The organism is Micromonospora zamorensis, assembly GCF_900090275.1.
Lineage (GTDB): Bacteria > Actinomycetota > Actinomycetes > Mycobacteriales > Micromonosporaceae > Micromonospora > Micromonospora zamorensis.
Window position 1 is genome coordinate 397,245 of record NZ_LT607755.1, and the last position, 13,864, is coordinate 411,108.

Annotated in this window: 10 protein-coding genes and 1 pseudogene; 8 read left to right on the top strand and 3 right to left on the bottom strand. The window is 70.4% G+C overall.

What is annotated here, in order from left to right; all coding sequences use genetic code 11:
• Window positions 1–51 precede the first annotated feature (51 nt).
• Entirely contained in the window at window positions 52–1,710 is a 1,659-nt protein-coding gene (gene hutU, locus GA0070619_RS01820; RefSeq protein WP_088946444.1) for a urocanate hydratase, read from the bottom strand.
• A gap of 16 nt (window positions 1,711–1,726) precedes the next feature.
• Window positions 1,727–2,578, bottom strand: a complete 852-nt coding sequence (locus GA0070619_RS01825; protein ID WP_088946445.1) for a MurR/RpiR family transcriptional regulator — start codon at window positions 2,576–2,578, stop codon at window positions 1,727–1,729.
• A gap of 247 nt (window positions 2,579–2,825) precedes the next feature.
• Here GA0070619_RS01825 and GA0070619_RS01830 point away from each other — a divergent pair, with 247 nt between their 5' ends.
• From GA0070619_RS01830 to GA0070619_RS01850, 5 genes are all read left to right on the top strand, one after another.
• On the top strand, window positions 2,826–4,049 hold the full coding sequence (locus GA0070619_RS01830; RefSeq protein WP_231927231.1) for a hypothetical protein: 1,224 nt from the start codon (window positions 2,826–2,828) through the stop codon (window positions 4,047–4,049).
• 196 nt (window positions 4,050–4,245) lie between these two features.
• Window positions 4,246–5,319, top strand: a complete 1,074-nt coding sequence (locus GA0070619_RS01835) for a glycosyltransferase (protein WP_269458549.1) — start codon at window positions 4,246–4,248, stop codon at window positions 5,317–5,319.
• Between the two features lie 3 nt (window positions 5,320–5,322).
• The gene (locus GA0070619_RS01840; RefSeq protein ID WP_231927233.1) at window positions 5,323–6,501 is read left to right on the top strand and encodes a glycosyltransferase family 4 protein; all 1,179 of its coding nucleotides are present in this window, start codon (window positions 5,323–5,325) and stop codon (window positions 6,499–6,501) included.
• Window positions 6,498–7,979 carry a hypothetical protein gene (locus GA0070619_RS01845; protein WP_157743876.1) on the top strand — a complete coding sequence of 494 codons (1,482 nt, stop codon included), beginning with the start codon at window positions 6,498–6,500 and terminating at the stop codon, window positions 7,977–7,979. Before GA0070619_RS01840 ends, GA0070619_RS01845 begins: the two co-directional genes overlap by 4 nt.
• 5 nt (window positions 7,980–7,984) lie before the next feature.
• Complete coding sequence (locus GA0070619_RS01850; protein ID WP_088951495.1) at window positions 7,985–9,208, top strand: hypothetical protein; 1,224 nt, start codon at window positions 7,985–7,987, stop codon at window positions 9,206–9,208.
• Window positions 9,209–9,227: 19 nt separating this feature from the next.
• Here the strand turns inward: GA0070619_RS01850 and GA0070619_RS01855 are convergent, their stop codons facing one another.
• Complete coding sequence (locus GA0070619_RS01855) at window positions 9,228–10,607, bottom strand: right-handed parallel beta-helix repeat-containing protein (protein WP_088946450.1); 1,380 nt, start codon at window positions 10,605–10,607, stop codon at window positions 9,228–9,230.
• Window positions 10,608–11,202: 595 nt separating this feature from the next.
• Between GA0070619_RS01855 and GA0070619_RS01860 the strand changes: the two are divergent.
• From GA0070619_RS01860 to GA0070619_RS01870, 3 genes and pseudogenes are all read left to right on the top strand, one after another.
• Window positions 11,203–11,449: pseudogene (locus GA0070619_RS01860) on the top strand (sugar transferase); the annotation flags it as partial.
• A 181-nt stretch (window positions 11,450–11,630) separates the two neighbouring features.
• Window positions 11,631–12,779, top strand: coding sequence for a glycosyltransferase family 4 protein (locus GA0070619_RS01865; RefSeq protein WP_172861954.1), 1,149 nt, complete (start codon window positions 11,631–11,633; stop codon window positions 12,777–12,779).
• Between the two features lie 89 nt (window positions 12,780–12,868).
• Window positions 12,869–13,861: a glycosyltransferase gene (locus tag GA0070619_RS01870; RefSeq protein ID WP_157743878.1), complete on the top strand. Its 993-nt coding sequence runs from the start codon at window positions 12,869–12,871 to the stop codon at window positions 13,859–13,861.
• The last annotated feature ends 3 nt before the right edge of the window (window positions 13,862–13,864 follow it).

Consider the following 13,864-nt stretch of genomic DNA (forward strand, 5'->3'; position numbering starts at 1 on the left):
CACCTCTGCTGTTCGCGACTGCGGGGCTCCGCTGCGCTGCACTCCTCGCACTCACGCCGGGCTGCCTTCCGTCATCGGCACACGGACCCCGGTGCGGTCGGCGACCTCGCGGGCGCTCTCGTAGCCGGCGTCGACGTGCCGGATGACGCCCATCGCCGGGTCGTTGGTGAGCACCCGCTCGATCTTCTGGCCGGCCAGGGCGGTGCCGTCGGCCACGCAGACCTGCCCGGCGTGGATCGACCGGCCGATGCCCACCCCACCGCCGTGGTGGATGGACACCCACGAGGCGCCGCTGGCGGTGTTGACCATGGCGTTGAGCAGCGGCCAGTCGGCGATCGCGTCGGAGCCGTCGGCCATGCCCTCGGTCTCCCGGTACGGGCTGGCGACGCTGCCGGTGTCCAGGTGGTCCCTGCCGATCACGACCGGCGCGGAGAGCTCGCCGGAGGCGACCATGTCGTTGAACCGCACACCCGCCTTGTCCCGCTCGCCCTGACCGAGCCAGCAGATCCGGGCCGGCAGGCCCTGGAAGGCGACCCGCTCGCCGGCCAGCTTGATCCAACGGGCCAGCGACTCGTTCTCCGGGAACAGCTCCAGGATCGCCCGGTCGGTGGCCGCGATGTCGGCCGGGTCGCCGGAGAGCGCCGCCCACCGGAACGGCCCCTTGCCCTCACAGAACAACGGCCGGATGTACGCGGGCACGAAACCGGGGAAGTCGAAGGCGCGCTGGTAGCCACCGAGCTGCGCCTCACCGCGAATCGAGTTGCCGTAGTCGAACACCTCGGCTCCGGCGTCGAGGAAGCCGACCATCGCCTCGACGTGCTTCGCCATCGACGCCCGGGCCCGGTCGGTGAACTCGGCCGGCTTCGCCGCGGCGTAGTCCCGGGCGTCGGCCAGGTCCACCCCCACCGGCAGGTACGCCAGTGGGTCGTGCGCGCTGGTCTGGTCGGTCACGATGTCGATCTCGACGCCACGGGTGAGCAGCTCCGGGAAGACCTCGGCGGCGTTGCCGACCACGCCGACGCTCAGTGCCCGGCGATCCCGCTTCGCGGCGAGGACCCGCGCGACCGCGTCGTCCAGGGAGTCGGCGACCTCGTCCAGGTAGCGGTCGTGCACCCGACGGTCGAGCCGGGTGCGGTCCACGTCGACGATCAGGCAGACGCCGCCGTTCATGGTGACCGCGAGGGGCTGCGCGCCGCCCATCCCACCACAGCCGGCGGTCAGCGTCAGCGTCCCCGCGAGAGTGCTGTTGAACCGCTTGGCGGCCACCGCCGAGAACGTCTCGTAGGTGCCCTGGAGGATGCCCTGGGTGCCGATGTAGATCCACGAACCGGCGGTCATCTGCCCGTACATGGTCAGGCCCAGCTGCTCCAGCCGGCGAAACTCCGGCCAGGTCGCCCAGTCGCCCACCAGGTTCGAGTTGGCCAGCAGCACCCGGGGTGCCCACTCGTGCGTACGCATCACCCCGACCGGGCGACCCGACTGCACCAGCATCGTCTCGTCCTCACGCAGGTCAGTCAGCGTGCGGACCAACGCGTGGTACGACGGCCAGTCCCGCGCCGCCTTGCCGGTGCCGCCGTAGACCACCAGGTCGTCGGGGCGTTCGGCCACCTCGGGGTCGAGGTTGTTCATCAACATCCGCAGGGCGCCCTCCTGCTGCCACCCGCGGGTGGTGAGCTGGCTGCCCCGTGCGGCACGAATGGGCTGGGTCATCTCTGATCTCCTCCGGTCAACCGAGGAACAACTGTCGGCGGGCCGCGGAGGCTTCGAACGCCTCCAGTCGGCGCTGGGTGTCGGCCGGCGCGGCGTCGCAGATCGCCTGCAACAGCACCATGGCCAGGGTCATCGGGGCGGTGTGCAGGTCGAAGACGAGCTGCGCGCCAACCGCGGCGGGCAGCACCACGTGGGCGTGCTCGGTGGCCGGGCTGACCGGTGAGTCGGTGATCGCCACCACGGTCAGCCCGGCGGCGCGGGCGTCGCGCAGCGCGTCCAGGGTCTCCCGTGGGTAGCGGGGCAGCACGAAGGCGAGCACGGCGGACGCACCTGCCTCGGCCGCCTGCTCCAGGCGGTCGGTGAGCAGGCTGCCGCCGTCGTCGAGCACCCGTACGTCCGGGTGCACCTTGGCCGCGAAGTAGGCGAAGTACGCGGCAAGTGGCGCGGCGGCGCGTAGGCCGAGCACCGGCAGCGGCCGACTCTCGGCGAGCAGTCGCCCGGTCTCGGCGATCCGGTCCCGGTCGGCGAGCTGAGCGGCCAGCCGGTCCAGGTTTCCCATCTCCGCGCGTACCGCCTGCTGGAGTTCGTTTCCGCCGTCCGTCGATCCGGTTGGCGTTGCGACGGTGAGGTCGCGCAGCCTGCGGCGCAGCGCGGGGTAGCCGTCGTGGCCAAGTGCGACGGCGAACCGGGTGACTGACGGCTGGCTGACCCCGGCCAGCTCGGCGACCTCGGCGGCGGACAGGTACGCCACGGCGGGTGCGTGCTGCACAAGGCAGTGCGCGATGCGGCGCTGGGTGGGGGTGAGCCGCACCCCGTCGAACAGGTCGAGCACCTGCTCGACCGACGCCGCAGCCGCTTCTTCATTCACGGCGTGACTCTATGCATCAAAACTTTCAATCGGCAAGCGTTGCGGAACCACCCGTCCAGGTCGCTGTCGCCGGCCTACCGGCGGGCCGCTGAGGTGGCGCGGGCTCTGTAGGATCCGCACGGCGGTTGAGCAGAGGAGTGGGATGCAGCCGGAGAGCCCATACAGGTACACCCATTTGCTGGGCGCATGTCAGGTTGGCAAGGCCTGGGCCGCGGTGGATGGGCAGGGCCAGTTTGCCACCGTCGCCGTGTTGGACGGCGTCGCCGCGTCTGACCAGCGCTGGCGCGACGCGTTCGGCAACGCGGCCAATGCTTTGGCGCAGGCCGCTGGCGGCCACCGTTACGCGGCCGCCGACCTGTCCGCCGCCCACCCCTGGGTGGCCTACCAGGCCAACGAGGGGCACGCGCCTCAGCGGCTCTTCCAGACCCTCGGCATGAACTACCAGCCGGTGCCCGACCTGCCGGTCTCCGCACCACCCAGCTCGGCCCCGCCTGCCTCCGCACCCCCCGCCTCGGCCCCGCCTTCCTCCGCATCCCCCGACGCTGCCCCGCCGGTGTCCGGCGTGCCGCAACAGGTCAGCGGGCCACCGAAGTCGGCTGCCGTAGCCCCGGAGTTGGGGGTGCCCATGCCGCAACTCCCTTGGGCGATGCACATGGCCCCGGTCTCCGGGCAGCCGGTATCGGGGTCCCCCCAGCCGGTCTCGGCCTCGCCCGCATCGCCGTTGACGGGGCCGGTCTCCGCCGCCCCGCACTCCCCGGACGCTGCCGCCACTACCGCAACGGTCCCGCCCTTCGATCCGATCTCCACCTCCGGTGGCCGGCGGATCGCTCCGGTGGCCCCGAAGCCCAAACGGCCCAACTGGATCCTGATCGCCGGTGCGCTGGTGCTCGCCCTGGTCGCTGGCACTGCGGGATTCTTCGTTGGCCACAGTGGCAGCGGCGGTGGAGCCGAGGAGCCGAAACCGCCGGCCGAAGCGACTCTCGCGCCGTACGAGGCGACGCAGTTGTCCATCAACAAGACCAAGTTCGAGGGCGAGTTGGCGCCCCTGGCCGGGCCCTGGCTGGCAAAGATCGGCGGCTGCGCGGCCAACGGTGAGGTGGGTGGCCCAGCGCTGCCGGCCGATGAGGAACGGCATGTCTTCTGCCGTTACGGCGGCGCATCCGTGCACTTCGCGCTCTATCCACAAAGGGCACAGAAGGACTCGGCGCGTGCGTACCGCCAACAACTCAACCTCGCCGGCGGCGCATTGGCACCGGGGCTGCACGAGGCGACCCGCACGGCCGGCGGCGTGACCGGCGCAGCCGGCAGCTACGTCGAGTACGCCTTCGGGACCGAGGATGGACGCACGATCTGCGGTGTCTGGTGGGACCTGGATAACATCGATGGCGCCTTCTACATCGAGACGCTCTGCGAGGCCGGCATCGCCGGCAACTGGGACGCACTGCGGGACCTCTGGCGCCGCAACAGCTGACCGTGGCTCCGGCCGGTGCCCCGGTCGAGCTGTTGCGAAGCATCGACGTGAGCGAGACATCATGACATCGGTGGATGACGTCCGTCCGGCCAAGCCAGCGGCGAACCATCCCGGCAAAGCTGTACACCGCCCCGGATGGCGAGGTGGGCCGCACAGGAGACCCGCCGACCCGACCACGGTCGTGGACTGCAGCGGGGTGGGCCCCGGCGGGATCACCCGCGTGCTCACCGAGATCACGCGGCACTGGCCCTCTGGGCGCCTCCGGCTGGTGGCCGTACCGTCAGGTTGGGACCCACCGGCCGGGTCGGCGGCGGACGTGGACGTGGTGAGCCGCCAGGCCGGCGATCGTGCCCGAGCCCTCGCGGCCGCCACCAACGCCCTGCGGAAGGCCACCAGCAGGACGAAGGCCGGATTGGTCACCGTTCTCTCGCTCAGCCCGTCGATCGCCGTCCTCGGCAGTCGGTTGCCGGTCACCACCGTCGTCCACGATCTCGCGTTCAAGCTCTGGCCGCACGGGCTGCCGTCCGCGGTGCGGCAGTACCGCCGGGCCAGTTACGGCACGGCGATCAACCGGTCGCGACGGCTGCTGTGCGTCAGCGCGCGCACCCGACACGATCTGCTCGGCGTCTACGGCGTGCCGGAGCACCGGACGGTCGTCTGGCAGCCCGGCAGCGACGTGCACGTCGCCCCCGGCGGGCCGCAGGCACAGGTACGCGCCGCCGCCGCCGGCCGCCCGTACCTGGTGGTTGCCGGGCACGCCGAGCACAAGGGGGTCGAACTCGCCGTCGAGGCGCTGCCCGACATTTCCGGCCACGTGCTCGCGGTGCTCACCAGCGGGCAGCGGATCGAACGGTTCGAGGCGGCGGTCGCGGCGTCCCCGGCCGCCGACCGGGTGCTCCTGCTCGACCAGCTGTCCGACGACGACTACGCCGCCACGATCGCCGGCGCCGCCGCCTTTCTCATGCCCAGCCACTTCGAGGGGTACGGGCTGCCCGCGGCCGAGGCGCTGCGGCTGGGCACCCCAACCGTGATCTCACCCGACCCCGCCTTGCACGAGGCGACCGACGGACGGGCCGTCCGCATGACGACCTGGACGGCCGGGGCGTTGGTGCGGGCCGTGACCGAGGCGACCGGTGCTCCCCGTCCGCCCGCCGGCGCGACCGGGCGATCCTGGCGGGAGGCGACGCTCCACCTCGCCGACCTGCTGGCGGCCGACAACGGGCACGACCGCCAGGCACCGGCCACCCGATCCATCCCTAGGCAGGTCTGAGTCGTGCGGATAGCCATGGTCCACTCGTCGTTCGCGATCCGTGGTGGCGCCGAACAGTACGTCCGGAACCTCTCCGCCGCGCTGATGCAGCGCGGGCACGAGGTGCGCGTCTTCAGCGGCCCGTCAGCGCACAGCCTGCCGGACGACGTCCCGATCCGGCCCCGGGTCGCGGCCCGGCTGGGCCAGCCCGGTACGCGCACCGGCAAGGTCCTGACGCACCTGGGCGACCTGGTCGACCCGACCGGGCTGCGGGTCGACGCGCTGCGTGACTTCGCGCCAGGCGTGGTGCACGTGCACAACTGGCAGGGTCTCGGCACCCTGCCGGTCGGCAGGCTGGTCCGCGCGTACCCGAGCGTGCACTCGGTCCACGACCACGCCGTCTGCGATCCGAACAACGCGCTCGGCAACCTGGGCCGTTCACCGGGCCTCGACCGGCTGCTGCGTCTGCGCTCGGGTTGGGTGATGCGGCGGTTGAGTCCGGCCGTGCTGCTCTTTCCCTCCGAGCGGACCCGGCGGCGTGTCCTGGGTAGCGCCCCCGGGGTCCGCCGGGTCACCGACCGGGTGGTGCCGCTGGCGATGCCGACGCCGCCCCGCTGCCGGGAGATGCCGTACGGAGGCCGCAACGTCTTCCTTTACCTCGGTGCTCTTGCCGCGCACAAGGGCCTCGACCTGCTGCTCGAAGCGTGGCGGGACGCGGGCTCGCCGACCGGGGGGACGCTGCTGATCGGCGGTGACGGCCCCCTGCGGGCCGAGGTCGAGCGGCTGGCCGAGGACATGCCGTCGGTCCGGTACCTCGGCCACCTCGACGAGGCGGGCAAGGAGGCTGCCTTCGCGTCGGCTGGTTGGCTGGTGTTTCCCAGCCGGGGCGCGGAGACATTCGGCCTGGTCTGCGCGGAGGCGCTGGTTGCGGGACGCCCAGTGATCGCCAACTCGATCGCCGCCCCGCCGATGGCCTCAGACGGGTCCGTTCTGCTCTTTCGCGAGCCCGAGGAACTGGCCGAGCTGTTGCGGCGCGCGGCCTCGATGCCGGACGGGGAGTACGACGCGATGACTGCCTCGGCCATCGAGGACGGGCGCCGGCTCGACTGGGATCGGCACGTCGACACCATCATTCAGAGCTACGAGTCGGTCATGGCGGCACCGGCCGACGGGCGGTCCTCCATCAGGGTGACCACGCGATGATGTCATGGATCGTCGGCCCAGCCGTCGCCCCGCCCCGCGGGCTGCCGCTCATCGGCGTACGCCTGTCCAGGCGGCTGGCCGTCGCCGGGACGGTCATCCTGCTCCTCGCGGTGGTGGCCTGTCTGCTGACCGGTCTGTCGCCGCTGCTGCCGATCTTCCTGGCGCTGCTCGCCCTCCTCGCGGTCAGTCCGGTGGTCGGCCTCGGTTATGCGCTGGTCGTGCTCAACACTCCGCTGGGCCTGTGGTTCCTCGGCGCGGAGGGGGTGGTCGGCGACGCTTTCGGTGGGCGGGACTATGCCCTCGGGCTCTCCGCCGCGGTGGTGGTGTGCGTGCTGTTCACGCTGACCGTCGTGCTGCATCGCTGGACTCGTCGCCAGCTCATCGGGGCGAGCGCCGCGCTGCTCGCCGTCGGGGTCTGGAGTCTGATCGGCTTCGCCCACCACGGTGTGGCGCAGACCCTGGTTGGTGTCCGGCTCACCGTGCTGCCGGTACTGCTGCTCGTGGTGCTCTGCTCGCTCACCCGGCGGCAGGTGCTCCCCCTGATGACGGTGCTGGCGTGGGTGCTCATCGCGAACGCGGTGGCCAGCGTCGGCGAGCTCGCGGTCGGACCCGCCCGCCTCGTGCAGTGGGGCTTCGAGGAGGACACGGCCGTGAGGTACATCGGGGACACCTTCCGGGTGCCCGGGCTGACCTCGTTCAACGCCGAACTCGGCATGCTCGCCGGGGCGTACCTGCTGGGCTACGTGGCGCTGTGGCTGACGCCGATGGCGCGGCCGAAACGCTTGTCCTGGCACGCTGGCGCGGCCGCCAGCGTCCTCTGCCTCGTTCTGAGCACCAGTCGTTCCGGCGCGTTCCTGGTCGCCGGCGGGTTGGTCGCCGCTGTGGTGCTCAACCGGTCGGGCGGCGCCGCCGGACGTCGACGGGCCCGGATCGTCGGGTTGGGCGTGGTGGCAGCCGTCGTGGCCGGTTTCGTGGCGCTCGGGATGGCCGGCGCCAGCAGCCTCTTCCAACGGTTCGACGTGTGGGCGAAGCTCCTCGCCACCGACCTCCCGCTGTGGGGGCTGGGCATCGGCGGCGTCGGTGCCGCCACGACCTCGCGGGTGACCAGCAGCCAGCAGATCTTCATCGACAACTACTTCGTCAGCGTCGCCCTGCAGTTCGGCCCGGTGCTCGGAGTGGCCCTGGTGGCGGTGACCGGGTACCTGCTGTGGAAACTGTGGCGGCGTACCGCCGAACGACCCGGGTCGGTGCTCCTCGTCGCCCTGCTCGCCGGTCTCGCCTGTTCCTTCCTCGTCATCGAGGCGTGGGAGTACCCGGGGGGCATGATGTGCCTGGGCATCTTCGCCGCGTACGGGCGGCACCTCGACGCCGCCGGCCTGCCGCCCGACGGTGCGACGGATGCGACGGCCGAGCCCACCGCGGAACCGGCAGTGCCGCCGACCATCCCGACGACGATCGATCGGCCCACTGCCCGATGATCCGGATGGCCCTCGGCCTGGGGCGGCGGTTGCAGCAGTCTCAACTGTCGGTGCAGGCGCTCGCTCGGCTGAGCAGCGTCGTGATCTTCCTCCTGGCTTCCTGGGCGGACACCGAGCGGCTGGCCCTCGTCGCGCTTCAGGGCACGCTGCTCGCACTGCCATACACGCTGATGGAGTCGCTGGTGGGCCGGCCCCTCTCCGCCGGCCTGGTGCCCGACAACTGGTCCCCGGAATCCTGGGCCCGCCGGGTCGCCGCGGTCACGATGCTGCCCGTCGCCATGGCTGCCTTCCTCGCCGCCTCCGTCGCGCTACCCGGCATCAGCATTGGCGACCGCCTGTTCATGATCGCGCCGGTGGTGCTACAGCTACCGCTGGAGGCGCTGTTCTGGTCCACCGCGCGCCGCCGGTCGTCGCAGCGCGCGAATCTGATACTGCAGCTCGTGGCGGTTGGCACCATCCTCACCGGGCTGGCGTTCGCCGCGACGGGTGTCCGCGTCGACGTGGCCGCCGTGCCGGCCCAGGTGGCCGTCCTCGCCTGGGTGCTGCTGACCGCCGCACGGGCGGTACCGGGCCTGACCCGGCCCGGGCTGTGGGCGAGTGTCCGCGTCGGCTCCGCGTACTGCGGCGCGGCCATCGTGGACCTGGCCTACGCCTTGGCTCTCCCGTCCATCGCCGGCGCGGTGGCCGGCCAGACCGCCGTTGTCGTGCTGCGCGCCCTGGACCTGGCCTTCGGGCCGTTCCACGTCGCGCTGTCGGCGAGCACCCGCGAGGACATCATCGCCGGTCGGGACACGCGCTGGCGGACCGGCACCCGTGCCGCCGCGGTCGTGGCGCTGCTGCTGGTCTCGGCGACGGTGCTCGCCAGCGAACGGCTCCGCGACCTGCTCGCCGCCGATCTGGCCGCGGTCGGCACGACAGTCGTGGCTGTCTACTGCGGATATAAGGCAGTCCTGGCGGTGGCCACCTGGCTGGCGACGCGACACATGATCTGGTCGCCGTCTCGGCGGTTCCTGATCTCCGCGGTCGGCTCCCGGGCGATCGCCTTCGGTGGGCTCGCCGCGTCGGCCGTCTGGGTCGACGCGGTGGGCGGCTTAGCCCTGCAGTTGTTGCTGTGCGAGGCTCTGGTGGTGTGCTGGTTCCTCGGCCGGATGCGGCTGACCCGGCCGACACCGCCGAGTGGCCCCGCCGACCGAGCCGACATTCCCGCCGCCAGCTCGGTGGGCTCCTAGCCTCTGCCCAGGCGAGCGGTCACGATTCGCTTGCCAACACCTGGATTGCCCCGTTGCGGAACCTCGCGCAGAGTTGGGTCTGACCGTCGACGGTGCGGGCGAACAGGCGCACCGAGTCTTCACCCGGAGGGGCGGGGTCGGTCTGGGCCCGCAGGTCGAAGGCGGGATGGATCACCAGGTTCTTCTCCGGATGGCCAAGGCCCTGGGTGATCTCCACCTGCGTGGTGCGGGCTGGTGTGCCGATCCAGCCCTGGCCGGATCCGGGGACCACCTGGCCGTCCTCGTCCCTGACGCCGGGCTGCGACAGACTAATCCGTACGGTCGACAGCCCCCGGTCGGCCCCGAAATCCACCGCTGCCGTGCCGCAGTTGATGACCTTGCTCTCGACGAGGCAGCCAGATGGTTCGTCCGGCTGGACCCCCGGCACGAACTGCACGCCGATCTCCGGGTGGGGATCGATGTTGTTGTAGCCGAGCACCACTCCGCCCAGCCAGCGACAGTCGTTTCGGGAGATCCGTACGCCCACCCCACCGTTCAGGTCGGCGTAGCAGTTCATGCAGCCGATGCCGGTCGCCGCCAGGTCGAACGCGAGGTCCTGCCGGATGCCCCAGGCGTGGCAGTTGACCATCAGCGTTCCCTTGGACTCGCCGCTGAGTCGAAAGCCGGCGGCCCCGTTCTCGAAGGCCAGGCAGTTGAGGAACATCGAGTCGTGGGGACCCTGGAAGTTGACGCCGTGGCCGTCGTTGTCGTGCGTACGCACGGCCGTGATCCGGGCCTCCATCTGATGCGACGGCGTGGGAAGCGCGCCGGTCGGCCCCCACTCGCTGACAATGCCGTCGTTGCGGCAGTTGAAGACGATCACCTCGGTGAGCTCGTAGCCGTAGCCGTAGACCCGCAATCCGTAGCCGGCCCTCTGGTTTTGGCTCTTGTTCCCGTCGAGGGTCAGGTCGCGGACGCTGAACAGGGTGATGCCCGCCTCGGGAGCGGTGCCGGTGAGCCGGGCGAAGTTCTCTGACTCGAGGATCGCCGAGTTCGCGCCGGCGCGCAGCCGCAGGATCGTCGAGTCGCCGCCGGAGCCGCGCAGGTGCACCCGCGAGTACAGGGTGAGCCGGCGTGTCACGTAAACGCCGGGCGGGAAGAACACGATTCCACCGCTGGCGCGTACATGGTCGATGGCGGCCTGGAGCGCGTCGGTGTCGTCCGTCGCGCCGTCGCCCCGGGCCCCGTGGTCGTGGACGTTGGTCACCGCGCCGTCGCCGGACGAGAGACCGTTCGCGGCGGCGGCGCCACCCAGCGCTGCGGTACCCACCCCGGCGGCGACCGCGCCACCCCGAAGCAGGGCGGTGCGTCGCGTGACAGCCGCAGCGTAGAGTCGTACGGCCCTGCCTTCGTCGGCCATGGCTCCCCCTCCGCCTGCCTCGGTGGACGATGATCCCACGTGGAGGGTGTGGCCGGACAGGCAGTGCCCGCCCACGCGACAGGCCCCGGTCCGCGACCGCATGGCAGGCGGTCAAGGGAATCCCATTGTTTGGAGCCACTCCGCCTTGGCTGGGACGCAACTGCTGGACAACTCGAACGGCCAAGGCGAGCCGGGAGAGACAGTGAGGTTGTGGCGTGCTCTCCGAGCCTCGTGCTTCTCTTCTCCAGGACGGCAGGCCCCCGGAGTAGTCCGCGAATGTCCTGTTTGGTCTGATCTTGTTCTGGGGGCCCGTGCCCGGATGAGGAGCGAGCGCCGGGGTGGGTCACGCCGCCGCTGTCTCCATCGGTGCCGATTCGCCGTCTTCGGGCTTGCTGGACCGGTTTGCGCAGGTCGCTGACCCTCGTGCAGCAGCGTCACGCCCACCGGGGAGAACACACCTGACGGCATGCAATTTCGTTGCCCGGCCGGTAGCCGTCGGCAAGGCGGCGGCTCCACCAACCGGGACGCGGTGGGCAGAACGGATCCGGGGCCGTGCATAGAGCCCATCGGGCGATTGCGGGTCACGCAGCGTTCCGGTAGAAAATGCCAGCGGCCGTACTTCGTCGAGAAGTTCTCGGCCGAGTACCCGACCTACGCGGCTCGCCACCGCGTACCCGTCGGGCTCACCGGGCTCGCGCAGCGTCAGTGGCCTGCGCGGCGACACCCCGATCTCCGACCGGGCGCGGTTCGACAACTACTACGTCGAGAACTGGTCGCTCTGGCTGGACATCAAAGTGCTGCTGCGGACGGTCGCGGAGGTCTTCCGTGGTGGTGGTCGCTGAGCGGTTCCACCGGGGCGCTCGGTGCGTCAGGTTCGGCATGGTGCACGACGATCTCGGGTGTGAGGAGTTCGGAAGGCGTTCAGTCAGTTCGATACTGGCTCACGCAACGAGGCCGATCGGGTCGGCCACGGCAACACGTACCGCTAGGACTGGAGGTTCCGTAGTGCAGTACTCTCTGCCCGTGTCTGGCCTGTTGAAGCAACAAAGCGTGCGTGGCACGGGGCCCCGAGCCGGTGGCGACACGGCGCTCGGCACCGCGGTCAACGACGCCGTAACAGCGCGATACGCGATCTCGCAGCCGGCCGTTCTCCATGTGACCCAGGCTTTCGGCGCCGGAGTCGCGACGGCGATGGCGCAGTATGCAGCCTCCCTGCCTGAGCTGAAGCACGAGGCACTCGTCTCTGCCCGGGACGAGGTGGTCTCAAGCCAGATCATGGATCCCTTCGCGCAGGTCACGATCCTCGAAAACCTCGGCGAACTCTCGCGGCGTTACCGTCGTCTGGAGAGCACGTCCGAAGTCATTCACTGCCACTCTTCCTGGGCTGGTGTAGCGGTACGCACGGCCAAGCGCCCGTCCGGCGCGCGCATCGTTTACAGTCCGCACGCCCTCGCGTACAGCGCCAAACGTTGGTATGAGGTGCGATCTTGGACGCGTGCGATGGAATGGGCACTGCGTGGGCGGGCGGATGCCTATGGCGCCGTGAGCAGCCACGAGGCCGATCAACTCAAGAGGCTCGGGATACCCGGTTCGAAGATCACCATCGTCCGCCATTTCCTTCCGGTTCCTGAGCAGGTCGAGCCGAGGACGCCCGATGCGGTCGTCACGGTCGGCCGTGTCTGCACCCAGAAGAACCCTGCGTTCTTCGCCGAGGCGGCCAAGCGGTTGGCCGGTACCGTCGGGCCGGACGGCAGGCCGCTACGGTTCTTCTGGATCGGTGCCGGCGACGAGAAGTACACCCGCCTGCTGCAAGAGTCTGGAGTAACGGTTACGGGCTGGATGGACCGCGACGCCCTGATGCGGTTCATCAAGGAACGGGCAGTCGTTCTCGTGCACGGCGCACATTATGAAGCAGGGGCCCCGCTCGCTCTCCTTGAGGCAATGAGCGTAGGAGTCCCGGTCGTGGCGCGCCGTATCCCGAGCGTGGCCGATATCACTTCGATACCTCTTGTCGAGGACGCGCGCCAGGCGGCAACAGCAGTCCAGGACCTTTTGGCCACCGGTGGTCTCGACCAACTCGCGGAAGCGTGCCGCCGGGAGGTTCGTGAAAGGTTCAGCCTCGCAGCTCAGCGCAGCGCCTTGGCAGAGTTGTATCAACTCAGCACGACATGAGCGCGATGGAATCCCCGCGGCCATGGCCTTACCTCCCGCCGTCTCACACCGTGACGCGGCCTAGTTTCGGAAATCGAGGAGAACCGAGGATGGCTGACTCGCGCCCTGGCAGCGAGCCGGGCTATGACATAGTCATCGTTCACTACAGGAACGTGGCCCAGGTGACCGAGCTGGTCGGCCAGATCCGCGGTTGGTCGCACGCTCCCCGGCACGTCGTTGTCGTCGACAACAGCGGGGAGTTTGCGGCCGCACCCGCCGCGCTCAGGGCGGTCGGTGTTGACGTGGTGAACTCCCCGGGAAACCCGGGCTACGCCGCGGCAGTCAACGCCGGGCTTCGCTACCTGCACAACTCCGGATCCGAGCACGTCCTCCTGGCGACGCAGGACGCGTCCGCGTCGCCGGTCGCGGTCGAGAGTCTGCTGCGCTGCCTGCAGGCACATCCCGAGGCCGGAGTCGCCGCGCCGCTGCTGCTCTTCCGGTCGAACCCGGAACAGGTGTTCTCCGCCGGCGGGATGCTCGACGCCAAGGGGCGTACCTATCACGGCGGGTACCGCGCCGCGGCCAGCCAATGGGTCGGCCAACCGGACTTCGACGTTGCCTGGGCGGACGGAGCCTTCCTGCTGGTACGTAAGAGCGCGCTTGAGGCGGTCGGCCACCTGCGGGAGGACTTTTTCCTCTATTTCGAGGAGGTCGAGTTTCAGCTGCGGCTGCGCCTGCAGGGGTGGACGGTGCGCCTCGTGCCCAATGCGGTATGCGCCCAGGAGCCGGGCAACTACACGCCATACCTCCGCGTCCGCAATCGGATCCTGTTCCTCTCGATCTTTCCGCACTACTTCGACCTGCGACTCCGGTTCAGCCTGCTGGACTTCGTCCGTACCTGCGCCATCGCGATCCGGAACCGGCGGCTGAGCGGGATCCTCTGGGCGTGGCGCGGGCTGCAGGACGGGCGCAAGGGGATCGGTGGAAAACCCCCGTCGTCCCCGTTCAGGGGCGAGCGGAACGCGGCCGGCCGGCCGGTCGGCGCCGATTTCCCGGTTGAGCGTGAAACGGCAAGTGCCCAGAGTCAGCGCGGGGAGGCGTAGGCC